Source organism: Thermoplasmata archaeon, assembly GCA_038851035.1.
Classification (GTDB): domain Archaea; phylum Thermoplasmatota; class DTKX01; order VGTL01; family VGTL01; genus JAWCLH01.
Genome location: JAWCLH010000006.1, coordinates 88918 through 115012, shown reverse-complemented (window position 1 = coordinate 115012; position 26095 = coordinate 88918). Strand labels below are relative to the sequence as shown.

17 protein-coding genes are annotated in these 26095 nt (G+C 61.9%); 12 read left to right on the top strand and 5 right to left on the bottom strand.

Annotation, left to right across the window (positions count from 1 at the left end; genetic code table 11):
• The 3 genes from QW379_03440 to QW379_03430 form a co-directional block, all read left to right on the top strand.
• The coding region (locus tag QW379_03440) for a hypothetical protein (GenBank protein ID MEM2869461.1) at window positions 1-225 on the top strand (225 nt) is incomplete at its 5' end.
• A 124-nt stretch (window positions 226-349) separates the two neighbouring features.
• Window positions 350-1936, top strand: a complete 1587-nt coding sequence (locus tag QW379_03435; GenBank protein MEM2869460.1) for a zinc ribbon domain-containing protein — start codon at window positions 350-352, stop codon at window positions 1934-1936.
• A 118-nt stretch (window positions 1937-2054) separates the two neighbouring features.
• Window positions 2055-5294 carry a PKD domain-containing protein gene (locus tag QW379_03430; GenBank protein ID MEM2869459.1) on the top strand — a complete coding sequence of 1080 codons (3240 nt, stop codon included), beginning with the start codon at window positions 2055-2057 and terminating at the stop codon, window positions 5292-5294.
• A gap of 4 nt (window positions 5295-5298) precedes the next feature.
• Here the strand turns inward: QW379_03430 and QW379_03425 are convergent, their stop codons facing one another.
• From QW379_03425 to QW379_03415, 3 genes are read right to left on the bottom strand one after another with little or no spacing between them, the layout of a single operon-like run.
• Entirely contained in the window at window positions 5299-5721 is a 423-nt protein-coding gene (locus QW379_03425) for a Mov34/MPN/PAD-1 family protein (GenBank protein ID MEM2869458.1), read from the bottom strand.
• Window positions 5718-5846: a hypothetical protein gene (locus QW379_03420; GenBank protein MEM2869457.1), complete on the bottom strand. Its 129-nt coding sequence runs from the start codon at window positions 5844-5846 to the stop codon at window positions 5718-5720. The genes QW379_03425 and QW379_03420 overlap by 4 nt, the downstream gene beginning before the upstream one ends.
• Before the next feature lie 15 nt (window positions 5847-5861).
• A complete protein-coding gene (locus tag QW379_03415; protein ID MEM2869456.1) occupies window positions 5862-6692 on the bottom strand; it encodes an NAD(+)/NADH kinase in 831 nt (276 codons plus the stop codon).
• Window positions 6693-6814: 122 nt separating this feature from the next.
• Between QW379_03415 and QW379_03410 the strand changes: the two genes are divergently transcribed.
• The 7 genes from QW379_03410 to QW379_03380 all read left to right on the top strand — a co-directional run bounded on the left by QW379_03410 (window position 6815) and on the right by QW379_03380 (window position 19164).
• Window positions 6815-11581, top strand: coding sequence for an ATPase domain-containing protein (locus tag QW379_03410; protein MEM2869455.1), 4767 nt, complete (start codon window positions 6815-6817; stop codon window positions 11579-11581).
• Window positions 11582-11584: 3 nt separating this feature from the next.
• On the top strand, window positions 11585-15298 hold the full coding sequence (locus QW379_03405; protein MEM2869454.1) for a hypothetical protein: 3714 nt from the start codon (window positions 11585-11587) through the stop codon (window positions 15296-15298).
• Window positions 15295-16131 (top strand): ATPase domain-containing protein, encoded by an 837-nt coding sequence (locus tag QW379_03400; protein MEM2869453.1) that lies wholly within the window; start codon window positions 15295-15297, stop codon window positions 16129-16131. The genes QW379_03405 and QW379_03400 overlap by 4 nt, the downstream gene beginning before the upstream one ends.
• A 216-nt stretch (window positions 16132-16347) precedes the next feature.
• The gene (locus QW379_03395; GenBank protein ID MEM2869452.1) at window positions 16348-17019 is read left to right on the top strand and encodes a hypothetical protein; all 672 of its coding nucleotides are present in this window, start codon (window positions 16348-16350) and stop codon (window positions 17017-17019) included.
• 38 nt (window positions 17020-17057) lie between these two features.
• Window positions 17058-18239 (top strand): FlaD/FlaE family flagellar protein, encoded by a 1182-nt coding sequence (locus QW379_03390; protein MEM2869451.1) that lies wholly within the window; start codon window positions 17058-17060, stop codon window positions 18237-18239.
• A 21-nt stretch (window positions 18240-18260) separates the two neighbouring features.
• Window positions 18261-18692: a hypothetical protein gene (locus QW379_03385; protein ID MEM2869450.1), complete on the top strand. Its 432-nt coding sequence runs from the start codon at window positions 18261-18263 to the stop codon at window positions 18690-18692.
• Window positions 18693-18711: 19 nt separating this feature from the next.
• Window positions 18712-19164 (top strand): flagellar protein G, encoded by a 453-nt coding sequence (locus tag QW379_03380; protein MEM2869449.1) that lies wholly within the window; start codon window positions 18712-18714, stop codon window positions 19162-19164.
• Between the two features lie 127 nt (window positions 19165-19291).
• Here the strand turns inward: QW379_03380 and QW379_03375 are convergent, their stop codons facing one another.
• Both QW379_03375 and QW379_03370 read right to left on the bottom strand, forming a co-directional pair.
• Window positions 19292-20272, bottom strand: a complete 981-nt coding sequence (locus tag QW379_03375) for a sialidase family protein (protein ID MEM2869448.1) — start codon at window positions 20270-20272, stop codon at window positions 19292-19294.
• Window positions 20273-20422: 150 nt separating this feature from the next.
• Window positions 20423-20644 carry a hypothetical protein gene (locus tag QW379_03370; GenBank protein ID MEM2869447.1) on the bottom strand — a complete coding sequence of 74 codons (222 nt, stop codon included), beginning with the start codon at window positions 20642-20644 and terminating at the stop codon, window positions 20423-20425.
• Between the two features lie 219 nt (window positions 20645-20863).
• Here QW379_03370 and QW379_03365 point away from each other — a divergent pair, with 219 nt between their 5' ends.
• On the top strand, window positions 20864-23431 hold the full coding sequence (locus tag QW379_03365) for a tetratricopeptide repeat protein (GenBank protein MEM2869446.1): 2568 nt from the start codon (window positions 20864-20866) through the stop codon (window positions 23429-23431).
• A gap of 65 nt (window positions 23432-23496) precedes the next feature.
• Entirely contained in the window at window positions 23497-25971 is a 2475-nt protein-coding gene (locus QW379_03360) for a tetratricopeptide repeat protein (protein ID MEM2869445.1), read from the top strand.
• Window positions 25972-26095: the final 124 nt, after the last annotated feature.

Sequence of the window (26095 nt, the reverse complement as noted above, 5' to 3'; positions counted from 1 at the left end):
CACTTCGGGGGGCTTGAGAGGGCAGTGAGCTACTATAACTACAGAAGGCCGCACTGGAGCCTCAGGCTCGAGGAGTGCGAGACGCCGTTCCAGGCGTTCATCAGGAAGATGTGGCCTGCAAAGAGAAGGGCGTTCATCAGGGAGAATATCAAGATGGTTGCCAGATATGCCCCTGCCTATCTATTGGAAGAGGGATTCACGGTAGAGAGGGGGTCCGGGACATGAACTCAAATCAACGAGAGGAACTTAATTCAGGACTCCACATGCCAGGGGCCGGACCGTAAAATATATTTCAGGAAAAGTGGGTTGATTGTTAAATGCCAAGATTAGATGATGAAAAGAATATCGCTTGGCAGACAGGCAGCCCCCATCTCTCAAGGGCGAGGAGGGATCAGGCCTGAGCTGGGAGACGGTGCTGCTTCTACTGGCCGCGGCTCTGGCAGTGGCCGTGCTCACCGCCGCGACGGTCGCGGGCATTGCGGGGTTGAGAAAAAAGTCGGGTCCGGGAAGCGGGGTCAGCGTGCTGGAGGGGGGAGGCTCGCGCGTGCCCCCCGACGCGCCCAAGCCCAAGAAAGGGGAGGTCAGGCGGCGGAAGGAGCCAAGGCCTCCATTCAGGGGCCAGAGATTAAAAATATACATTCCGGGCAGGCAACCGATGAAGGTCGGCGGAGGAGCCGGTGGCAGGGCGGAGGGCCACGGGGCGGAGGCTGGCCCAGAGCCGGAAGGGGAGAGAGCATCAGGGTCGCCCGGGGCTCAGGCGGGAGCCGGCCTGAGCGAGCCGGACCGGAACGGCTCCGCAGAGCCCGTCCGGGGGAATGAAGGGCCAGCCCCCAGCGAAAAGGAAAAGCTGGACTCGAACGCGGTGCGCTTCGGCAGTGAAGATGTGGCCCGGGGCTCGGAGAAATGTCCAAAGTGCGGGACGGAGCTGTCGGGACCCGGGGGGCCCTGCCAGACCTGTGAGGCCGAGGAGAGGGTGAACCGGGCCGCAGAACTCGTCACCTCCCTCCGGCTGAAAGGCGTGGAGGTTTTGGAGGCCGAGAGATATATTTATCAGGCGAGGTCCGCCCTAGCCCTCCGAGCGCTCGAGGATGTGCTCCAGCTGTGTGCGAAGGCAGAGGAGAAGGCCCGTCAGCTCGAGGCCGAGCAGAAAGAGGCTCAGGAGCTCGTGGCGCGCTGCGAGGCCGAGATATCGGCGGCCGAGAAAGATGGTCGAAATACAGCCGTGGCCCGCAGGGCTCTGGCGAGGGCGCTAGCCTTCCTCAGGCAAGGCAGCTACCTCGAGGCGATGGAGGAGGCGGCCACGGTCCCATCGCTCATCGGCCCCCCCTTCTCGGAGAAAGGCCCCGCGCGCACCGGGGCCATACGGAGATTTCCGGGTTCGGCCGCTCGGTGCCAGGTATGCGGTGAGGGAGTTTCTGAAAGCTCTCTCACGTGCCCCCTTTGCGGCTCATCCACTGGGCTATCCGGGAAAACTCCGCAGGAGTTCTGCCGCGGCTGCGGCGAGAGAATCGAGCCGGGGTGGAAGACATGTCCGAGCTGTGAGACCCCTATCGAGAAGAGGGCCGAGCTCTGGACCGGCCGGTGCCCCTCCTGCGGAAGGGAAGTACTGGCCGAGTGGAGTCTCTGCCCCCACTGCGAGGCGAAAATCCCCGGTGGTGGACGCAGAGCCCGGAGCTCCTCAGGACCGCGGGTGGTTAGGGAGGAGAGAGGAGAGCCGCCGGTGATTCCACCCGAGGAGCGCAAGAGGGCCCTTCTCCACGAAATCGAGGAGGTCACGAAGCTTCTGCGCGAAGTTGAGGGCAGAGGCATTGATGCTAGAAAAGGCTGGAATCTTCTGGATCTGGCTCGGGCGTTCACCCGCAACGGAAACTATGAAAAAGGCGAAAGGTACGTCAGAAAGGCCCGCTATGTGGCGGAGACGATGCTCGGGGAATGAGGCCCGACGAAGCCTGAACGCGCGTGAGCGCGCTTCTCTGACCCGGGCTCGAGCGCTTGATTGATTATTATATTCAATACCATAATATCTATATACTTTTCAAATATTGTTATTCACGATGAAATTTAGTGCAAGAGCGCCGGGGCTAATCATGGTGGCGCTCCTGATCCTCACCCCCTCGCTGCCCATCCCCGCGCTTATCACCCATGACCTCGCTCCGAGTAAGGAGACCGGGGCCCGCGAAACTCTGCCGGTCTACATTAACAAACTCAGCCCGGCCCCCAATGTGGACGGGAGCTGGGGCTCCGGGGAGTGGTCGAGGGCTAGCGCGCTGGATGTGTCCGTAGGCGGGGGTCAGTGCATGATGTACATCGGATTTGACACCGGGGGCCACAGGCTCTTCATAGGCCTGGATGTTCCATCGGACACCAGCGCCGACACCCTCCAGAGCGAGGCGGAGCTGGCTTTAATATGTATCGACGGGGACAATGACGGAGTAATCACCTACACCAACCCCACCGGCCTCCCCGAGGACGTGGTTCTCCCCCTCACCTACGGCGGTCCCTGTAGGGACCGCTGGGCCCAGATATTCGGCTGGAACACCAACTACGCCGGTTGGATAAACATCGACGGCCCCAGCGGCTACCCTGTGATGTGGAGGGACGCCTACGGCTACGAGCACACCGACCAGATGAGGGCCGGCTTCTCGGGGCATAGGTTTTACGAGTACTCGATAGACTATCAGAGGTCGTTGGGCCTCACACCGGGCAAGGACACCCTCTTCGGCGTCAATATCCTGATACGGGACGGCAACGGCGACGCCAACCCCGACACCCAGACACGGAGGGGAGCGCTGCCGTGGAACTACAGCGGCATTGCGGGCCCGTGGGCCCTCTTCGCCCTCGCACAGGCCCCGCTAGCCCGAATCAAAGCCCCCGCGGAAGGCGAGAAGTTCTTTCTCGACGAGGAAATCGAGTTCGACGCCAGCGACACAACCTATGACAGCGCCAAAGCCGTGACCTTCACTTGGGACTTTGGGGATGGAGCCAGGGAGACGGGGAAGGTCGTCCACCACACCTACTCCAGAGTCGGCCGGTACACCGTCACCCTCGAGGTGGTGGATTCGGAGGGTCTGAGCAACCTGACCCGAGTCACAATCGAGGTCCGGGAGAGGAACTTCGCGCCCGAGATTCTCTCCTATTATCCCACCAACGACCCCGTCATTCACGAGGGGGAGAATCTGGTCTTCAGCGTCAATGTGACAGACGAGAATCTGGACGTCGGAGACGAGCTCAGGGTGAACTGGAGCGTCAACGGCAGCGTCAGGAAGAGCTCCCTACTCAAGGGGCCCGGCTCGCATAGGTCGGAGCTGCCCCTGCTTACTTCCTACGATGGGGAACTCTCTGCCGGGAGGTACAAGGTGGAAGTCTCTATCCAGGATTCCTACCTCGGTGGTTGCGAGCTGCCTGTACTCCACTCCTGGAACCTGACCGTTGAGAACACCAACAGACCGCCCGTTATTGTCGTCGCCCTCCCCGATACCGAAGAGCTCGAGGTACAAGAGGGGGCCGAGGCTTATTTCTCCATCGAAAAGCTCGACCCCGATGGGGACAGGATGACCGTGCTCTGGTTCGTCGACGATATGGTGATGGGGGCCTTCAGGGACAGGGATCAGTTCATTTATCAGCCGGACCACAACTCCAGCGGCCTCCACCGTGTGAAGGTGGCCGTCACCGATCGCGAGCTGGGGCGCGCGGAGAGAAACTGGTCGGTCAATGTCATCAATGTGAACCGGCCCCCGGAGATCAACATCTGGTCCCCTCGCGACGACGCGGTCGAGGTCTACGAAGGGAAGGAGATCAGCTTCTCCATCTCCCCCTTCGACCCGGACATGGACCCGCTCTCCGTCCAGTGGCTCATCGACGACGAGCCGGTCAGGGGTCAGGGAAGCACGAGCTTCTCCTTCGCCGCTGCCTACGAGGGCGAGGGCTCCGCCGAGGGCTCGCCTTATACTGTAAAAGCGGTGGTCAGGGACCCAGGCGGTCTGGCGGCCTCTCACACCTGGGAGCTAACGGTCCGCGACGCCAACAGGCCACCGATTCCCGTGATCTCGGAGCCCGAGAATGGCAGCCGCTTCCGCCTGGGGAGCATCGTGCGCTTCCGCGCGGGAGAGAGCTGGGACCCGGACTCCAATGACAACAACATCCTGTCTTTCTCCTGGGACTTTGCCGATGGGAAGACGGCCTCCGGTCCGGAGGTTTCGCACAGGTTCACCCGCCCCGGTCTTTATCAGGTGACCCTTAGGCTCAGGGACAGACTCGTCAGCTCCTACGCCTCGGTCAACATAACAATAACTGCCCCGGTCCTCTGGGTGAAGGATATACGCTTCGAGCCGCTGGCGAGAGCGTACAAGGGGGCTCAGGTGAACATCACCTTACAGATTTACAACACCGGCGACGCTCCCGCGACAGGTGTCCGCGTCAAACTTCTCATGGACGGCGCGCCACTGGCTGGACTGGAGGTGGCCAGAGTCGACCCTGGGGAAACAGCGGAAGTACTCTACGTGTGGATAGCGGAGGGGGGCAACCATACCTTCAGGGCCGTCATTGACCCGCGCGAAGACATCGTGGTTCCCGACGGAAGCCCCTCGGAGAGGACGATATTTGTCAAGGCCAGACCGGCGCCTGAGGCGAGGGCATTTCCGGCTGCCCTCGCAGGCGCTCTCGCTGGCTTGGCTGCTGTCGTGGTATTGGCGGTGGTATGGGCGGTGACGCGTCGGCGCAGAGTGGCAGCGGGGCGCGCTGCAGGGGAAGAGGGCCCTGCAGTCGAGGCGGGGGCGCCGGCTCTAATTGAGGCAGAGACCCCGCCGTCTGGTCCCCCTGAGGGGCTCACAACCGCGCCCGAGGCGCCATCCACGGCACCCGCCCCGGTCCCCACGGCATCCCCGCCGGCCCCAGCCCCCGCCGAGGCTCCACCGGAGCCCCATCCGCCGGCGAAGGAGGAGGCGAGGTGCCCCTCGTGCGGCGGGGCGAGCCCCGCTGCTGGAATTCTGTGCGAGGAGTGCGTCGAGAGGGAGACGGCCGAGCTCGAGAAAGTAGAAGCGGGGGTGAGGGCGGAGGCGGCGGCGATAGGGGCCCTCAGCGCCCCCAAAACTGGCCAAGTGAAGGGTCCGGCGCCGGTGATGAAGTGCGCCACCTGCGGCGAGCCTCTGGAGGAGGGCTGGAGGGCGTGCCCGACCTGCGGCACGGGGGTCGGTATCCATATTCCGATTCGTGAGGTCCCCACCTGCCCAACCTGCGGCGAGCCCCTCGAGGATGACTGGCTCGCCTGCCCCAACTGCGGCACAGCGATAAAATAGCCGCTCACTCCACAATCTCGAGGCGCACCGGAGCCCCGCTGTAGTCGTAGGCCCTCCAGGAGCTCAGGGTGTAGGGGCTCCCGACGATTATGTGGACGCTTCCGAACTTTCTGAAGAACTCGAGGTCCTCTTCGGAGGGCTCGCGGCTCCCGGAGGGGTGGCTGTGGACCGAGCCGACTACGCTGTAGTCTATCGGGAGCATCCAGAGGTTGACTAAGGCGCTGGTCCGTCCCTGCATTGTTCCGGGGAGCATCGTGAGCTCGTGTATCGTTCCCCCACGCGCCCGGAGCTGTCCCGCGAATTCGTTGGGGTGGCTCTCCTTCGACGCCTCCAGAATCAGCTCCAGCACCGCTCTTTTTATCCGCGTCGCCGGAGCATCCTTTCCCGCCTCCCTCCTTCTCTCGCTCCTGAATCCCAAGACCCTCACTCCTTCCCACCTCCTGCGCCCCTGCTACCGCTCGCCCCCCGCTCCTTCCCTCCCCTCCAGCGGCCCCCCCTCCCGCCCCGCCCTCCCTCCACCTCCCGGTCGCCTTTCCCTACTCCCCTCCTCATCCATTTTTCCCATCCTCACCTCTCGATGCACGGGTCGTGCGAGAGCTTCTCGCGAAGTCTTGCGTAGAAGTCCGGGGCAAAACGGATGAACTCGGCAGGGCTCTCCGAAGCGGAGAACTCGACCCTCGAGCCGGGCGGGAGGGGGGTCTCGTGTTGGCCGTCGAGCACTAGGGTCGAGGGTTTGTCGTCCATCAGGGCTACAGAGATTCGCCTGTCTGAGGGAACGACGAAGGCGCGAGAGGAGAGCTTGAAGGGAGCGAGTGGCACTATTACGAACGCGGCGACCGAGGGGTCGAGAATCGGGCCGCCAGCGCTCATTGCGTAGCATGTCGAGCCGGTCGGCGTGGCGACGATGACGCCGTCCGCGCGCACGTCGTCGACGAGCTGGTCCGAGAGGAAGATTCTGTAGTGCCTCATCTTCGAGGTCGCAGAGGTGTGGACCACGGCCTCGTTGGTCGAGTCGGGGAGCCTCCTGCCGTCGAGGTCGGTCCTCAGCCGGAGCCTCCTCTCGACGATGTACTCGCCCCTCAGAATTCTTTTCAGGCCCGGTATGACACCATCAATCGGGACCTCCGTGAGGAACCCGAGTACGCCTGCGTTGACCGCGAAAACCCTCCCCCTAGCCTCCTGAAGCGCCTTGAGAACGGTTCCGTCCCCGCCAATTGTGACGATAACATCCGCCCTCATTCTTTGGAGCGGCACGCCCTCCGTTCTCAGCCCGCGCGCCAGCGAGGCCTCGACCTGAACCCTGCCCACCCCCCTGCGCCCCCTCAGGAAGTTGAGCACTCTTCTCGAGGCCTCGATGGCTCTGAGGAGGCCCGGCTTCGCGACGATGCCGAAGTCCATGCGAGCACTAATCGGCCTATAGGGATATCTATTCTTCGGGTCCGCCCCCGCACAACCTTTAAACTACTTTGTTGCATATCTAAACACGGGCGGAGTGGTCGTCAGGCCGCGGAGCTGCATCAATGAGTGAGAGGGCTCGTGTCTGGGAGGGTCTCCTCCAGAGGGTCGTGGAGGCCAACATCGACCTCGTCAGCACAAGGAGGCTCAAGGGTCATCTCGACCGCCTAGCGGAAAAGTACCCAGCCCTCTCGATGGTGAGCATCAGCGAGGGGAAGGTTTCGCTCGCCGACGGATTTCCAGAGGGCGACACCGGTCTGGCGGCGGTGTGCGTGATTCTCGGCGCGATCTACTGGATTCTGGACATGTTCACCGGGCCCTCGGCGGCGGCGGAGAGGCTCCGGGGACCGGTGCGTAGGTACCTCGAGGAGGTCATGCCCGGCGGGGTGCTCGGCTTGAACCGCTTCCTGCCTAAGCTCCACCTCGAGAGAGAGCCCGGGGAGGCGGCCGGGGAGGGTGGCGAGGGCGCGGCGGTCTCGCTCCCCGTGGGCAGAGCGGAAGAGGGAGCCGGCGCGAAGGGGGAGGCCGGGGCGACGGAGGCCGGGGAGGGCCAGGAGACGGGCGAGGTCGCGGCCGGGGCCGACGAGCTCGCGTCCCGGTTCACGGGAGCGGTCGAGTGGCTGGGGGAGCGGCTCCCGAGGGGCTCTTCCATTCTCGTCGAGGGGCAAGGCCAGCTCAAGGAGAGGATGTGCCTCAGATTCATAAAGGAGGGTCTCGAGAGAGGCGAAGCGGCGCTCGTTGTGCTCGCCCGCCCGCCTGAGGAGTTCAGGCGGCTGATGATGGTCGAGGGGCTGGACACCGCAAGGTCCGAGGAGCTCGGGCTCCTGCAGATTCTGGATTGGCACACATTCAGGGAGAGGCGCATCGAAGACCTGGAGGACGAGGGCTCGGTGAAGAGGCTCCCGATGGAGCTCCCGCATGTCGGGGCCGCCATCAACATGGCGCTGCAGGAGCTGCCGCAGGGCGGCTCCCCGCGAGCTTTCGTGGACATTCTCCCGAGAGCCCTCGCCACGGTCGCGATAGAGACGGTTTTCAACTTCGTCGCCGTGACCATCCTCAAATTCAGAAAAAGGGCGATGACAGCGCTCTTCCTCATGGAAGAAGAGAGGGACCCGGAGAAAGCAGCGATTCGGCTGAGCTTCAACTCGAGCGTAGAGATTCAGGAGGCAGAGGGCGGGAGGGTGACGGTCCGGGTCAGGGGCCCGCTCCTGAGGGGGAAGCTGAAAGTTCTGAGGCCCGAGGGCGCGGCGCTTGTGGTGGAGAGCGAGCGGCCTCTGCCTGCGGAGGAGATGACAGAGCCGGAGCTCCTGGAGAAAATCAGGAGCGATGCCGCGGCTTGGCGGTCCCAGGGCTATATCGTGGACGCGCTTGAGGAGGCACTCAGGGGCCCGCCCGCGAGAGCTAAGGAAGTGTGGGAGCGATATAAAAGGGCGGTTGAGGCGCTCCAGGACGTCAGGAGCGACCTGAGAATCATGGACTTGACCGGGGTGGAGGTCGAGGCTGCGAGAATTCAGGACATGGCGAGGAACCCGGAGCTTCTTCCGGAGGTCGAGGAGGCCATGAAAAGGCTCCGACAGAAGTTCCAGGCGCTGAAGGAGGCTAGAGCCCGCGATGCAGAAGCCCGGGAGGCCGGCGTCACTACGACGAAGGCCTCGGCCGTGGAGAGGGGGGGTGAGGGCGCGAGGACTGGGGCTGGGTTGAGCCCGGAGTCTTGCGGGCCGGGAGGGGCGGAAGTAGCCGGGGGGGAGGAGGAGATAATTGAAATCCAAATGGAGGAGGGGGGAGGGGAGGAGGCGGCTGCCGGCGGTGTTGCAGGGGGCGCGGAAGTGGGGGGAGCGGAGAGGGAAGGCCATGGTGAGTTACAGATTCAGGGTGCTGCGGAGGGGGCGGAGGCGCGGGAGGGGAAGGCGCCGCCGATGGGAGGGGAAGGAGCGGGAGCGGTTGGGGTGGCAGGTGCTGGGGCGGCCGCGCCAGCTCTTGGGAGGGAGACCGGCCCCACTCCCGCCCCCGGTGACGAGGAGAGGAGGAAAGAGTTCCGGGAAGCGATTGAGAGGTGGAGAGCCGAGGGCTATAACGTCGCGCCGCTCGAGAGGGCTCTCGAGGGAGACATTGAGGAGGCCCGCCGGGCCTTCGTGCTCTTCAGGGTCCAGCTCCAGAGGCTCAGGGAGCTCGGCGAGGAGCTAGCCGCAATCAATGTCCCGGCGCTGGAGAAGAAAAGGGCGGCGCTCAAGCCTCTCCTGAAGGACGTCGAGCGAATTCCCGAGCTCGAGAGTTCCCTGAAAGATATGAGGGAAGAACTCGAGCTCGTGCGCGAGGAGGAGAGGGCGAGGAAGGAGGAGGAGCAGAGGAGGCGGGCAGCGCTCTCCGAAAAGATGTTCTGGTGGCACTCCCACGGAATCGACGTCCATGAGCTCGAGAGGGCGCTGGAGGGCGGCTTGGAGGAAGCTGAGGCCGCCTTCCGGGAGTTCGAGGAAGGGGCTCGGAGGCTCATCGAGCTCAGGGAGGAGCTCTCCGCACCCGGCGCGTCCGATTTTCCTGAAGAGGTGGCTGCCCTGGAGGCAAAGCTCACCGACGTTCATCGCGTGAGAGAGGCCGAGGAGGAGGTCGCCAGGTTCAAGGAGCACCTCCGCCTCCACTCGAGGGTGGCCCGCGAGAGGAGGGCACTGACGGAGAGGGTAGAGGCGCTGAGGGCTAGGGGTTTTCTGGTCGAGGGCATCGAAGGCCTCATGGACAAGGACCTGCGCTTCGCCGAGCGCGAGCTGCAGTCCCTCGAGGCGAACGCGGAGGTGATGGGCGGCTTCATCGCCCAGCTCGAGGGGATGGATGTGAAGGGTTTCGAGAGGGAGGCCCGAGAGCTAAGGGAGCGGATGAGAGACCCGCGCCGCCTCGAGGAGTGCAGGAGAGACCTGCTGAGGCTGAGGCACGGGGTCGAGAGGGCGAGGGCAGAGGAGAGGGAGAGGGAGGGCTACAGGAGGCAGGTGGAGGAGTGGAAGAGGAGCGGGCTCCAAACATCGGAGCTCGAGGCCGCGCTTGGCGGGGACCTGCCCTCGCTCAGGCGTGCGATTATCAAGTTCAGGCTCGACCTCCAGCTCCACGACGAGCTGCTGGCGCTGCTCGAGCCCCTCCTGCACGGGAAGCACGCCGCCGAGGCCGCCAGAATTCAGCAAGAGATGAGGGACTTCTCGAAGCTGCCCGAGCTCGAGAAGAGAATTCTGGAGCTCAGGCTCGACTTCGAAGAGGAAGCCCTCGCCCGGGGGAGGGAGAAGGGCAGGGAGCTCGAGCGGGAGCTGGAGCTCCACAAAAAGCTCGCTGAATGGATCCAGTCGGGCTATCAGCTCAGGAGGCTCGAGAGCGCTCTCAGGGCTGACCCGGAGAGCCTGAGGGCCGAGGTCGAGCGCCTGGACAAGGACATCGAGCAGCTCTCGAAGCTGGCCTCAGCGCTCGAGGTTCTGGACACGAGGGGCCACGAGAGGGATCTCAATTACATCAGGAGCATGCTCAACGACCCCGACAAGGTCGCGCAGGTCCGCAGCCTGCACGAGGCCCTCAAGCTCGAGATAAGCCGAAGGAAGAAGGAGGAGGAGAGAAGGGCCGCGATGCGCGCGGCCATCAGGGAATGGAAGCAGAAGGGCTATTCCACTGAGCACCTAGAGAAAAACCTTGAGGGCGACCTGGACAGGGCGTCGCAAGAGCTGATTCTCTTCAAGCTTAGGGTCGCGGCCGCAGAGCATCTAAAGGCCCGGCTAGAGCTCCTCGAAGCGCTGGGCCACGAGAGCGAGGCCTCGGAGCTCAGGCAGCGGGTCTCGAGCCTTGATGGTATCGAGAAGCTCCACGAGCGCGCCGAGAAGCTAATGAGCGCCGCGGAGCAGAGGAGAAGGGAGAGGGCCGAGCGCCGCTCGGTCCGGCGAAGACTCAGAGCCGAGCTGGGGGAGAGGCTCCTGGCTTGGGCGGCGAAGGGTCTCGTTGTGAAACGGCTGGAGAGGGCGCTCGAGGGCCCTATCGAAGAGGCGCCAGCAGAGTTCGAGAGGTTCGAGGCGGATGTGAGGAGGCTTGGGGAGCTCGAGAAGGAGCTCGATGCGCTCGACGCAGCGGGTCTCGAGGCTGAGGTTCTCTCATTGAAGTCGAAGCTTAACGATGTCGATAAAATAAAAGAAATAGAAGAGGGGATTAGGGGCCTCCGAGAGAGGCTCGAGAGAGAGAGGAAGGAAGCCGCCAGGAGGAGGGAGCTGGATGAGGCGCGGAGGCTGGAGGCCGAGAGGGCAGCGGCAGTCCGGAAGCGGCTCGAGGAGAGGCTTGCGGAGTGGTCCGCTTTCGGCTACAACGTCGACGCCCTTCGCGCGGCCCTCGCCGGAGACCTGAAGTCGGCCGAGGCCAGATTCGCGGACTTCGAGAACGCTCTGTTCAGGACCGAGGAGCTCCGCATGGAGTTCCACGAGCTCCTGACAAGAGGAATCGAGGACGTTCCGGGGGCGGAGACCGTGGAGAGGCTCCTCCAGGACCCTCTCAAGCTCCCGCAGGCCGAGAAGGCGTTCAGGGAGTTCAGGCAGAGGGCCGAGGCGACGCTGGAGGCCAGGAGTGCTGAGATGAGGGAGCTCGCCGCGAGGGTCGCCGCACTCAAGGAGAGCGGGGAGGACGTCTCGGCCCTTGAGCGCGCGATGGCGCTGGGTGTTGCGGAGCTGCGGAAGGCTCTTGAGGAGTTCGAAAAGCAAAAGAAGATTAAAGGCCTTGAAGCGACGTGGAAGGGGATAAAAAGGTCGCTCAAGGGGAGTGGGGGGGAGGGGAGCGAGCACGGCGGTGGAGCTGTCAAGAAAGCCAATAAGCAAAGAGAGTAGGTTGTGCCTATGCCGGAAAGGGAGCTGCAAGGAGCGCAGAGCGTCGAGGAGCTGAGGAGAAAGGTCGCCAGTTGGAGGTCGGAGGGGTTCGAGGTGGACCGCCTCACCTCCCTTCTCGATTCCGGGGCGCCTGAGGCCCGCCACGCGGTCGAGACCGCTGAGAGGGGAATCGAGAAGCTTAGGGAGCTTCAGGAGGAGTTCCGGGGGCTGGAGGGCATGATAGGCGGTGAGCAGGCGGAGAGGGTCAGGAGGATGCTCCGGAACCCTTGGCTGGCGGCGGAGGCGGAGAGCGCGCTGATGGAGCTCCAGGTCCAGACGGAGAAGAGGAGGAAGGAGGCCGAGCGGAGAAAAAGGGAAGAGGAAAGGCGGAGGGGCGAGCTGAGGTCTCGCATGGAGAGATGGAGGGCGGAGGGCTACGAGGTCTCGTCTCTCCAGGAGGCGCTCGGGGGAGACCTGGAGCTTGCAGAGAGGGCGGCAAGGCAGATCGAGGAGGGCATAGGGCGGCTAAAGGTATGCGAGGAAGAGCTCTCCGCCCTCGAGACCTCAGGCTTCGATGCCGAGAGGTCTGAGGTTGAGGCACTCCTCCACGCCCCCACAAGGGCACAGGAGGCAGAGGAGGCTCTGCTCCGCCTCAGGCTGAAGATAGAGAAGCACAGGAGGGAGCAGCAGCTCAAGAGCGAGAGAGAGAGGCGGGTGATGGAAAGGGCTCTGGAAAAGGTCCGAGCCTGGAGCTCTGAGGGCTTTCAGCTCCCCCTTGATGAGGCCCGGATAAACGCCACCGACACGCAGACGCTTCTGAAGACTATTGAGGAGTACGAAAGAGCCATAGCGAGAGCAAAGGAGCTTCTTGAGGAGCTGAATCAGATAAAGGAGAAGGAGTTCGAGGGTGAGATAGGGCTGGTGCGCAAGATGCTCCTCAATCCGGAGCGCCTACACGCCGGAGAGGAGAAGCTTGTCCGCCTCCAGCTGAAGGTGCAGAGGCTCAGGAGGGAGAGGGAGAAGAGGGCTGAGGAGAGCCGGAGGTGGAGGGCGGAGCTCCAGACGAAGATAGCGGAGCTGGAGGAGAGGGGCTATGACGTCACCAGGCTGAAGGAGGCGATGGGGAGGGACGATGAGGCGCTCAAGAGGGAGTGGGTGATGTTCCGAATTCAGCTCCGGAGGATGCAGGACCTCGAGGCGGAGCTTAGGGCCCTCCCGCGCGAAGGCGTTGAAGAGACGGTGGAGAAGCTTCTTGCGAAAACCAGAACAATCGACGTGGCTACGATTGCAGAAGTCGAGGCGGGCATAATCGCCGTGAGGAGCCGCCTCGAGGCCAAGAAGGAGGAGCTCTTGCGCATCAAGGAGGAGGAGAAAAAGGAGAAACAGAGGATTGTGGAAAAGCTACTAGGATGGGTGGAGGAGGGATACCGATACGGCATCGAGGGGTGGCTGGACAAAGTGACGGCCGGCGACATAGAGAGCGTCAAGGAGGAGTTCAGGAGGGTCGAGAGCGCCCTCCGAAAGCTCGAGGCGCTAAGAAAGAGCTTGGAGGAGCTCGATGCGACCGGGTTCGAGGCAGAGGTCGAGCAGCTCAAAGAGATGTCCTGGGACATCTCCAAACAGGACGAGGTCGAGGCCCGCGTGAGCGAGCTGCGGGAGAAGATAAGGAGGGCGGAAGAGGAGAGGCAGAGAAAAGCGGAGGAGGAGAGGAGGAGGAGGCGCGAGCTCGTGGAAAAGCTTGAGGAATGGAGACGCATGGGGTTCGACGTCTCAGCCCTGGACCCCTTCAGGGATGGGGACATTGAGGTGCTTCGGAAGGAGATGGCCGTCCTGGGGATGCGAATTCAGAGAGCCCAAGAGCTACAAGGCGAGATTCGGGCGATGGACACTTCCGAGCTGAGGGAGGAGGCGGAAAGGGTTGAGAGGGCCACATTCGACTTGAACAGACTCAGCGAGGCGGAGGCGGGGGTGGAGAGGCTTAGACAACTAGTCACCCAGAAAATGAGCGTTAAAAGGAGGAGGGCGGAGCTCCGCAAGAGAATGGAGGAGTGGCGGTCCCAGGGGTACGATGTCTCCACGCTCGAGGGTGTTATTGAGGGCGACATAGAAACCGCCAAAAAAGAGTTCCTGATATTCAAAATCAAAGTACAGAAGCTTAAGGAGCTGGAGGAGGAGCTCAGGTCAATAGACACGAGCGGGTTCGAGGAGGAGGCGCGTGCCATAGAAGCGATGCTGAAGGACACGGAGAGGGTGGGGGAGGCCAGGGACAGGCTCTCCGAGCTCGAGCTGAACATAGGGAAGAGGAGAGCGGAGGCGGTCAGGGCGCAAGAGGAGAGGAGGAGGCTCAAGCAGGAGCTGATGGTGAAGATGACGGGCTGGCTCGACGAGGGCTTCCATGTCGAGCCGCTGGAGGAGAGCCTCGGGAAGAGCGTTGAGGAAATCGGGGCGGCCTTCAGAAAGTTCGAGGAGGCCGTAAGCACCGCTCGAACACTGAGGAAGGAGTTGGAGGCGCTGGACCGCCCCGGCTTCAGAGAGCAGGTGAACAGAATTCGGGAGATGCTGCGAGACATCTCCGAGCTGCCGGAGGCCCAAAGGGAGATCGCAGAGCTGCGCGAGAAAATAGCGCGCAGGGAGAGAAGAGAGAGGGAGCTAAGGGATGCCGAGGAGCTCCAGAGAATCGCGATGGTCGAGCAGATTGAGGCCTGGAGGCAGGCCGGGCACAATGTCGAGCACCTAGAGGCTCTCGCGGGCGCGAGGATAGAGGAGCTCCGGAAGGCCGTCATGGCGTTCAGGGTGAAGCTCGAGAGGGGACGCGACATTGAGAGAATTCTGGACCATTTTGACAGCCCAGAGTTCCGGGAAGAAGTTGATAATGTGAGGCGTCTCGCCAGAAACCCCGAAACGCTCGACCAAGCCGAGAAAGCCGTCGCCGCGCTGAGGGAAAGAATAAGGGAGCGCCACCAGGCCGAACTCCGGAGGAGGGAGGAGGCGAGGAAGGAGAGGGAGTTCCTCGCCGACAAAGTCGCCGCGTGGATATCGGAGGGCTACCATGGCCAGCGCATGGAAGAGCTCTTGGACCTCCCCTTCGACCGGCTCGCTGAAGAGTGTAAGAAGGTAGAGGCGTGCATAGAGAGGCTGAAGAACGTCGAGCGGATGGCGGCGAAAATGGGAATCGACCCGACCTCCGTTCCAATCCTCAGCCGGCTGAGGGACCTCGACGCCCTTCCGGCCCTTGAGGAGTGGCTGAGGAGGGAGGAGAGCCGACGAGGGGCGAGAAAGGAGGTGGGCACGGAAGACCGAGAGGACATGGAATGCGGGAGACACCTGATTGATGAGGCCCTAGTGGAAGGTCCTCAGGTAACGAGGCGAGAGGCGAGCCTCGACCCTGAGAAAATCGTTGAGCTTCGCGAGAGACTGGAGCAATGGAAGAGAGAGGGGCACGACGTCAGCATCCTCGAGGACTACCTGAACTCGGGGACCATCACCGCGGAGGGCGTTTTCCAGAGGCTCAAGGCGCTCAACATCCAGATGAAGCGGAGGCGCGAGGCCGAGCCTGACAGCGGGGAGGCTCCAGAGACGGGTCCCGGGGGGGAGACAACTGAGGGAGCGGAGAGGGCGGAGGGCAGGGAGGGGAGAGGCGCGGAGGAGAAAGGGGGTGGGGAGGGTGCGAGGAGGCCTACCGATTCTGCTCCCAATGGCCCACGGAGGCTCAAGAAGGTGAAGAAGGTGGTGAAATGATGGCGGAGGGCAGAGTTCCGACGGGAGTAGAGGGCCTCGACGCCCTTCTCAATGGGGGATTTCCCGTTGAGACCGTCAATTTGGTTAGCGGACCGCCCGGAAGCGGAAGGAGCCTGTTTTGCATTCACTTCATATACGAGGGGGTTGAAAAGTACGGCGAGCCCGGCCTCTACATTACCTTGGAGGAGAGCCACGAAAGTCTTGTAAGGGCAATGAAGTCGCTCGGCCTCAAGCCCGAGCTCTATGAGACCGATGGCGACTTGATCATTGCAGACCTCGGGTGGTTCACAAAGGAGCTTGGAAAGGTCCGGGAAGCGCCTGCGAGTCTGGCCGGGATGGACCTCCTCAGAGAGAAGGGAAGGGCCAACCGGATGGACATGGAATGGCTCAGCTCCGAGAGCGACGCCCAGGAGGAGCTGGACAGGGGCTTCGTCGGCTTCCGGACACTGAGGGAGGTGGTGGGGCACATGGTCGAAAAGAGGGGCATCCGGAGGCTGGCTGTTGATTCCGTGGCGGCCATAGGGCTGATGTATGAGTCGGCAGAGGTGTTCAGAAAAGAGCTTTTCACATTCGGCCGCTTCCTGCGGGAGAAGAAGCTGACATCTCTTCTTGTGACGGAGACCGTGGGCGCCTCGAACGCCGTAATGTTCGGCGTGGAGCATTTCCTGACCGACTCGCACATCTCGCTCAACTTCAGAAATATAAAAGGCGAGTTCCTGAGGACGGTCTCCGTCCAGAAGATGCGGTTCGGCCGCCACGACACCGGCATCCACCCATTCATCATCACCTCCCGCGGAATTGAGATAAACACGCGGGAGTATGTAGTGTTGTGAAATGTTCCGAGCTACCCGAAGCAACCTCCCCCGGCCAGAAAGGGAGGAGCGCGATGTTAGTGGCGCGATGCGCGGCCATGGGGTAAAGGGGACTCAGGATGTGGCCTCGGGCTATCGATAAAAATTGTTTTTTCAAGGTAAATGACAAAGTTTTTTATACTTCTATTAGGATATACGGATAGCCTGAACGGATTGTTAAAAGTGGAGGTGCAATGGATGGCGAAGAGCCCCCGGAAACTCGCTTGGAAGAAGGCCAAGCGCGCAACGATTGGCATCGGAACCATGATCGTGTTCATCGCATTAGTGCTTGTGGCTGCGATCGCCTCGGCAGTAATACTCAAGACCGCCTACTCCCTCAAGGACGCGGCCGAGAGGAGCGGGCATGCGGCGGTCAGCGAAGTCAGCGGCGGACTCAAAATTCAGGATATCACGGGTGACAGGGATTATGGCGGAGCCGGGCCTCCCTATGGGGACATAGAGATGATCAAGCTCTGGGTGACGGTATGGGAAGGGAACCCAGGCGTTGACATCTCAAAGATGAAGGTCCACTGGATAGGTCCCACGGTCGAGATAATGCTCCCGATGGACAGAACGAACAACCCGCCCGTCCCAACCACCACGGCATTCGGCGCGGATGATGAGAACAGCGACACCGGCGACGGGTGGGACCCAACCGCCACCCCGCCTCAGTACTTCCTCCTCAACGATAACATGATCTACATTGCGATCGACCTCAGGCCAGGGCCCAACGGCATTGGTGACGAGCTAGGACCCGGGGAGACGGCGGTCCTCTACTTCGAACTCTCTGCAGGACTCACCGTGAAAGAGGAGTTCACAGCGCCCCTGTCCTTCGGCTCACAAAGGTTCATCGACTTGACAATGCAGTGAGCACAACATCCTGCGGCACGGACTAGGGTGGAAGCGCTATGGCCATACCCGTCGGAACTGGCCCCGGGGGTCCTCCGGCTCCCCCTCCAGCCCGGCCGATAGCTGCGCCGCCGGGAGCGGATGAGTTTCAGGAGGTCTCCGCCGCTGCCCAGCCGCCCGGACCCCCGCAGGCCATGGCCCCCATGCCTCCTCCCCAGGCCGTCCCCAGGCCAGGAGAGTCCTATCAGGTCGTCACCCCGACCCCCGAACTCGCGAGCCAGAGCACGATGGAGAGGCTCGATGGTGTCGAGAGGACTCTCGAGGAGGCCATCCGGCGCATCGACACAATTGACAAGTTCACTGAGGCTGTTCGAAACGACATCAACCAGGTCAAGGAGAGCATTTCGCACATTGAGGCGAACATGAGAGAGTTGACCTCCCTCTACGACCTGATATCCAGCCAGGTCAACCCGTTCATCGAGATGGAGGCGGCGGCCAAAGCCGCTCCTGCGGTCGAAGAGGCTGCCAAGGAAGAGGTGCCCGAGTTCGACGCCCTCTTTGAGCCCACGCCGGAGCTCGCTGCGGGCGAGGAGTTCCTTCCGGTGGAGCAGGCCCCCCTCGCACCACCGCCACTGGCCCCCACGCCCGAGGGCCTAGCGGCTCCTCCGGCGATGGAAACGCCGGTTCCCGGTGCCGCACCCGGAGCGCCCGCTGCCCCGCGACCCGAAAGGCCCCTCAGGGTGGCCCGGCTCACTCAGATCGGCAGCGACTCGATGTGCCTCATTGCTTTAATGAGGTGGATTGAGTTCCTGCTCTCTAAGGTGAAGAGGGAGCAGATACCATCGCTGCTAAGCTTCTACGTAAGAATTGGCTGGATAAGCGATGGAATTAAACAGCACGTGATGGATGTCATCCGGGGAATTCGGTTCGGGCCAGGAGCCCCCGTGGGAGGGGCCACTGGGAGGACCTACGCCCCGTACGAGGCCCCCAAAGATAGAGAGGGGGACGTCGTCATGGCTTACTCCAAGGAAGCCGTCACCGAGGTCGGGGCGGGCCCCGAGGCGAAGAAGCCCGCGGTGCCACTTGGGGACGACTGGAAGATGACTCCGGAGGACCACCTCAAGACCCTGATTTTCATCGAAAGAATTCGGGGCACCGAAGTCGACAAGAGCAAGCTTGAAGAGCTTGAGAGGGACGTTCTCAACCTGAGGAAGGGCCTGGACGGCTTCTTCGGGCTCTAGCGCTGCGGGGTGTGGTGAGCTTTGGGGCTCAGCGTCTCCGTTAGCTTCGCCATACTCACCGTGGGGTTCTTCATAGGCGCGGCCGCTATGGTCGACGCCGCGCTCTACTCTCTCGACAGGCTTATGCAGGGGGCCGAGGAGATCGCGGAGGAGAGGATGGAGTGGGCCCGGACGAGATTCGTTCTGAACAACGCTACCCTCAACGGCTCCACAGTTGTTCTGAATCTGACCAACACTGGTAGCACTGTGCTCGAGGTCGCGGGCATCTCGGTACTCGTCAACGGGACCTATGTGAATAGGAGCCTGACCAGCGCGACGGTCGGGGGTAGGGAGACGACCATTTGGACGAGCGCGGAGCTTCTGCGGCTCGAGCTGAACATCACCGCGAGTGCGAGTGAGCGCGTCGTCGTCATAACCGGGAACGGCGTGACCCAGTATGGGGTGATTCTATGACCCAGCTGGAGGGCTACTAGTGCCCGGCACCTCTGCCTCCCACATCATATTTTTCATCGCCGCGGTGATTGTGGCGAGCTCAGTGGCGAGCATCTTCGCCACCACAGCGATTCGCATGTCCGGGGACATAAAAGAGCAGGCGGACGTCCGCGTCAACGAGCTGAACACTAGGGTCGTGATTATCAACGACCCTGCGGCCATGCCCTACAACTCCTCCACCGGCACCCTTGTTCTGTATGTGAAGAACGTTGGGAAGACCGTTCTGGCCGAGAACAGCACCAAAGTCTTCATCGACGGAAACTACACCCGCTCCGAGAATCTCACCTTCAGCCTCCTCGACGGGGCCGCGAGCTGGTCCCGCGAGACCGTGCTCGAGATCGTCATTCACAACATAACCCTCTCACCCGGGGACCACAGGGCTAAGGTGGTCGTCTCCTACGGAAAGAGCGCAACGCTCCAGTTCAGGATATGATTAGTCCTAGGTGGGGCGGCAGCTCCGTGGATGGCCCGCGGGACCGAAGTGATTCTGCCTCGTTTGAATGTTGGTCGGATTTGGTCCAGTCACGGCGCTCCTATATGTTGCGATTGCATTTAGAAGCCTAAGGGGCTCTAGTAGGGCTCGACGGCAGCGTCCCTCTGACGAAGAATAGCTCGCTGTGCCCGTTCTCGGGACCGATGTATTGCTGGTACGCGACGTTGAGGTAGCCGTCATGTCCGACCACAATCTCGAAGAAGTCGTGGAGGGCGTGCAGGTTGGAGCCCACGTAGACTGGCCCCTCCTCGCCTCTCGTGAAGTTGAAGCGCAGGGTGCGCGGGTGGCCAAAGGGCGAGGGGAGGTCGTCTTTCCAAGTAGGATTCTCGTCGACGGCTATCCTCCCATCGGGCCCTGGTCTCAGCATTCCTCCGCAGACATGCCACTCGCTCTGGTCTGAGACCGGGAGGGTTGTTGTTGCGTAGAGCGCCACCCCCACAGAGCCGTCTGGGCCTACATTGATTGTTGGGTAGTCGATGAAGGCCCTGAAAGGTGTGATGTCGGAGTAGTTCCAGCTCCGCCCGTAGTCGTAGCTCCAGGCGGCGAAGATGCGTGTCCCATTCTCCTCTCCATTGCTGCCGTCGTTCCAGAGCGCCCAGACGGTCCCGTTGGAGCCCGCGCTGATGACTGGATATTCCCTCCCCGGACCATCCCGGTGGGCGATCGTGATCGGGTTTCCAAAGTCCCAGGTCGCGCCCATGTCGTCACTGACATACACTACGATATCGGCCTCGGCACCTACTTCAGTTTCCGATATTATATAGACATGACTCCCGTACCTCTCGGCATCGATGAGGCCCCAGCCGTTGCCCGGCACTGGCTCGCCGGCGGTGAATGTTCGGGCGCCGTTGGTCGAGCGGTAGTACCAGTAGCGCCCTCCCCTGACCTCGACTCCGTTGTTGCCTAGATAGTGAACGATGCCGTCCCCCTGAGCTGCTATCCAGGGCCGGTCGTCCAGCCCGGCCGTCTTCTGGACCCTGACCGAGTACCTGTACTGGCGCTGGTCCGACCAGACATGTATGTGGTTGTCGATGAGATGTGTATCCACGAAATACACGTTGTCCCTAGCGTCAATCGCTATGTCGCCCTCCTCGCCTAGATAGGTCTTCCATAGGTTGCCGCGCGGGAACGGCTCTGATGGCGAGCGCCAGCGCTTTCCATCTGGCGTGCCGACGAAAAACCACGATGCGAGATAGTCCTAGGAGCTCTTGTCGTCGAGGTTCTTGTGGGCGGTATAGTACATGTAGCCCTTTGAGTCCATCGCTATGCCCGGCTCGTAGCCCTGCTTGTTGAATGCATATATCGGCTCCCACACTATTCCCGGCGGCAAAGTCTCCTCCCCAGTCCCTCGTGGCCCCGAGCTCGGGCCGGGCTTTGGGTAAAGGGCGTAGCCGAGGCATCCGGCGAGGAGCACGGCCACGACTAGTGCCGAAAAAATCCTTTTTTCTCGGACGGAGGCATTCTACCTACCGGCCAGCCCCTTTTAGGTTTCAACATATATATTATTATTGGTCTTTTAGTACTTCCTTTGCTCCTCGCTGGCCCCTAAGCGCGAGCAATCGGCGGCGGCTCTTGGGTGTGGAATTCCGGCCCTCCAACTGACCAAAAACACTATTATCCTCAGGAGCTACTCACCCCCGTGCGCTCAGCTCCCGCTCGTGGGAATCTGACAGTTGAAGAGTGGATACTCGTCCATCTCCTCCGGTTCTCTAGACCTCCTAATGAGTTCGAGGCCCCGTGGGGAACGACGCAGTATGGCATAGCTGAGGCTATCGGTACGGGACAGGACCACGTCTCCCGAGCCGTACGCAGACTGGTTCAGAAGGGGCTCGCCTCAGAGACGAAGCGGCGCGTCGATGGTGTCCAAGAGAGAAGGAAAGTCTACTTCCTCACACCAGCCGGAGAGGCTGTAGCCATTGCACTCAAAGAGAGGGCGGAAGGAATTCCCGTGAAGGTGACTGAGAGTGGCGTCGAGAGGTTGATTCCCCTACGCGAGCTAGCGAGACTGCTGGGGCACCGGCACTCGCTCGTAGAAATCGCCCGCGCGATTCGTCCGGACGGGACTCTGGACCATGAGAGGCTTGAAGCCCAGGGGCGTGCCCCGGAGACAGAGACGATGGTCTCTCCCGTTCCCAGCCCGTTCGTCGGAAGGAAGGGGGAGCTGGAGACCCTCAAGCGTCTTCTCGAAGAGAAGAAAATGGTGATTCTCCACGGCGTCGCCGGGATAGGGAAAACCGCGCTGGCGGCGAAGCTCGTCGAGGAGCTTCGCACCTCCCGCCCGGTCTTCTGGTATCGATTCCACGAGTGGGACACTCTCCGGAGTCTCCTCACCCCTTTCTCAGAATTCCTAATGCGAGAGGGCAGGCGGAAGCTCAGGGCTTACCTCGCCTCTAAACCAGAAATCGACCTGGACGAGGTCTGCTGTCTCGTGAGAGACAGCGCCCGGGGCCTGAAGGCTCTGCTGGTCTTCGATGACGTCCACAAGGCCTCGGACGCTTTTCTTCCTTGCTTCTCTCTGCTAACGGAGCTGCTTGAAATCAGCGAGGGCATCAGAGTCCTTCTCGTTACGCGCCAGCTCCGGAGGTTCTACGGCCGGAGCGATGTCGTGGTGAAGAGGACCGTTGCCGAGCTGGAGCTGGACGGGCTGGACGAGAGCTCCAGCTACGAGCTGCTTGCGGCGAGAAGGGTGAATCCCGTTTACCACAAGAGGGCCTTTCTCACAACGGGAGGACATCCGCTAGCGCTGCAACTCTACACTCCCGGGTCGGTGGAAGGTGAGGAGAGGACTAACATTAATAAGTACATAGAGGAGGAAATCTCGGCCCGCCTTAACCAGCATGAACTCGCGCTCCTCCGAATGGCGTCGGTTCACAGATACCCAGCTCCCGCGGAGGCCCTTCTCTATCTCCCAGAACTCACCTTCGAGACCCTTTCCGGTCTGGTCTCGCGGTCCCTCCTTCACGAGTCACCGGACGGAAGATACGACATCCACGATTTCGTCCGCGACTTCTTCTACTCCCGGACCAACCCTTACGAAAGAAGGAATCTTCACCAACAAGCAGCGAAATACTACGCGGGTGTCAGGACACGCGCAGCACGCTTGGAGCTCATTCACCACACACTCCGCGCCGGCGATACTAAAGGCGCAATTGCGCTCTTGACTAGGCACGGAGAGGAGCTGCTCGCGGCGGGATTCGCGGGAGAGCTCAGGCGCTTCTTCGAAGAGCTAGATGGCGCACTTCAGAAGCGCGAGGGTAAGAAGCTCCTCTTTCTCAGGGCCAGGGTGAGCGATATCCTCGGCGACTGGGACGGGGCGCTCGAGCTCTACTCCAGCGCTCTCAGGAGCGCTCCACCGGTGCGGAGGGCAGAGGCGCACTACCACATCGGCTGGATACAGCAGAAAAGGAATCGCTGGCGGGAGGCGGAGACGAGTTTCAGGAGGTGTCTAGCGCTCTCCAAGCGCGCCAGGTACAGGAGGGGGGTGGCTAGGGCCTATCACGGCCTGGGGCGTGTTCTCTGGAGGGAGGGGAGCCTTCACCTGGCGGCTGAGTTCTGCAGGAAGAGCATCGCCGCCGCCCGCGCTGCCGGTGACAGGGTGCTGGAGGCCTCGGCGGGAATAGAGATGGGACGGGTTCTGGCTTCTCTCGGCCGGTTTGAGGAGGCAGAGAAGCAATTTCGGAGCAGCATCGAGCTCGCCATGGCCACGGGAGAGCTCTCGGAGGCTGTGAGGGCGAAGAATTGCCTTGCCTGGGAGATTCTCAGGCGACAGGGCAGGCTGGAAGAGGCGCTGGAGTTTCTGCGGACTGCGGAGGAGGAGGCGCTTTCGCAGGGCAACTATAGAGAGCTCGGTCCGATATACCACAGTCTGGGAGAGGTCTATGTGAAAAAGGGGGAGACGGACAGGGCCGAGGAGCTCTTTAAGAAATCCCTCGAAATATTCGAGAGGCTGGGCGATGAGCACGGCATCGCCTATAATCACCTCGGCTTCGGCATGGTCCACAGAGCGAGGCGAAACTGGGAAAAGGCGGAGGAATGGCTGGGCAGGGCCGCCGCCGCGTTCGAGAGACTCGGAACTCCGGGGGACCTGATGGCCGCGCTACACGAGCTCTCCGATATGTGGAAGGAGAAGGGCGATGCGAGGCGGGCCGCGGCCTTCGCAAGAAGGGTCCGGGCTCTCGAGAAACGGTTGATGAAGGGCAGGAAATAGTCCGACGGATAACGCGCGCAAAATCATTTATAGTCGCACAAGGGCATTCACGCGGTCGTGGAGTGATGCACGCGAGGAAGATCGTAGGGAGGGACGACGAGCTGGCCTTCTTAAAGAAGCTTCTCGATGAGGCCATTCAGGGCAAGGGGCGCATCATTTTCCTCTCTGGCGAGGCGGGGATAGGCAAGACCCGGCTCGTTGAGGAGCTCGCCTCCTATGCCCGCGAGATGGGCGTGCTCTACATGCACGGCAGGTGCCTCTACAGGGAGGGCGCAGACCCCTATCTGCCGTTCCTCGACGCGCTCAGGGAGCTTTCAAGCAAGAGGAAAGAAACCGACTGGAGGGGGACTGACCTCCCGCTGACCATAGCTACCGGTATCGAGCTGGGGGTGAAGGAGACGGCCCCGATGGGGCTTTCGGTGATGGAGGGGGGTCCCGAGGACTGGATAGAGGAGAGGGATAGGAGGAGCGTCGATATTGCGGAGCAGCTCCGCAGGATAGACCTCGGGAGGGAGAGGGACAGGATGTTCGAGGCGATATCATCGATTATCATGGGGATCGCACGGACCAGGCCCCTCCTTTTCTTCATAGATGAGCTCCACTGGGCCGACATGGCCACCCTCCAGCTGCTCACGCATGTTGTGAGGAGCATACGCTCCTCTAGGGTCCTGATCGTCGCAGCCTACAGACCGGAGGAGCTGGCGGTCATTGATGGGAAGCCGCACCCCCTGACCCAGGCCATCGCTAGGATAGCCCGCGAGGGCGTCTCGGCCAACCTCGCCCTGCGCCGGCTGGGGCTGAGGGAGACCAGGCATTTACTTTCCATACTCCTCGGCCGGCCCGACCTCCCCGAGGGCTTTGTGGAGGCTATTTTCCGGAGAACCGGGGGGAACCCCTACTTTGTGGAGGAGGTGGTGAAGAGCCTAGTAGAGCAGCGGGTCATAAACCCCGGCGACGCCACATGGCCAGAAAGGCTCGACCTCTCCTCCGTCTCCATCCCCTCGACTGTAAGGGCCGTCATCGCCCAGCGCGTCTCGGGTCTGGAGAGCTCGGCCGCCCGCGCTCTAGAAAGCGCATCTGTACTCGGCGACGATTTCACGTTCGAGGAGCTCCGCGCCCTCTCCGATATGGATGAAGGTGAGCTCAAGGAGGCCCTAGGAAGGCTTAAAGAAGCGCACCTGGTCTCTGAGGGAGCCAGTTCCGGAGAGGGAATTTACCGGTTCACTCACACGCTTTTACGAGAGGTTGTCTACGAGAACCTAAGCCGCACAAGAAGGCGAACCCTGCACAGGAAGGCCGCCGCGGCCATCGAAAAGCTCTATGCGGACAGAATCGACGAGCACATCTATGCCATGGCCTACCACTACGCCGGAGCCGGTGACCTACCCCGTGGGGCAAGATACTTCGCGGAAGCGGGTCACAAGGCGCTTCAGAGCTACGCTCTCGACGAGGCTGCCCGATACTACAGCTCCGCCCTGGAGGCGCTCGAGAAGCTCGAGCCCACTCCTGAGAACATCAGGCTTGAAGAGGAGGTTCTGGTCTCTCTCGGGAATGTGCACTACATCATCGGGGAGTGGAACAGAGCCCTTGAGGAGTTCGCCGAAGTTATCAAGCTCGGGGAGGAAAGCGGGAGCGACAGCTGCCGCGCTCTGAGCCATCTCAGGATGGGCGAGATACAGGAGAAGCGGAGCGACTGGGCCCAGGCGGCCGAGAACCTGCAGAAGAGCCTCGAGATCTACACCGCCCTCGGCGACCCCACTGGGCTGGCCAGCACCCACCTTGCGCTCGGCACAATGCACTGGAGGCAGGGCGAATATCAGAAGGCGCTCGAGGAAGGGGAGCGCTGCCTCTCGATTCTGGGCGATGGCGGAGAGAAGTACCTCAGGGCGATGGCGATGAGCCTTCTTGGGAACATCTACACGAACATGGGCGAGGCTCTCAAGGCGAGGGAGTGCTATGAAAAGGGCCTCGCGCTCGCGCTTGAGATCGGAGACCCTCTCGAGATGGCGCGGGCCTACAACGACTTGGGACTGACCGAAATGAGGGCCGGCCACTACGACGCCGCTCTCGAGCTCTTCCAGAAGAGCGTGGAGGCTGCGAAGAAGAGCGGCAACATCAGACAGGTCGGCTACACCCTTGCCAGTCTGGGGGAGTGCTTCGCACGCGCCGGGGACTTGGAGACCGCTATGGACCACCTCGACAGCTCGATTGCGATTTTTGAGAAGCTCGACGAGAAGGTAATGATAGCCTCGATAATGATGAGACGGGGCTTGATATTCCGCAACGCGGAGGAGTGGGAAATGGCACGCAAGTGCTTCTTGGAGAGCACCAGGGTCATCGAAGAGCTGAACCTGCCCTTTACCCTCGGCGAGCACCTATTAGAATTCGGCATCACCTGCGCCATGCAGGGGGACAAGCGGGAGGCCCGGAGGCTGATCACCAGAGCACTCCACACATTTGAGGCCATTGGTGCAAAGAAGAACATAGAGAAGGCCCAGGCCGAGCTGAGGAGGCTCCAAGAGAGCGAGAGGGAGGAGTGAGGCGGCCGCGGCAGTGGCGATGTTGGAGGAAAAGGAGTACAGTAGAAGGCCGCTGCTGATGAACCGTGGTGGGGAATGGCCGGAAGGGGGGTATGGGAAGCCTGGTGTTGGGCTGAGGTAATGG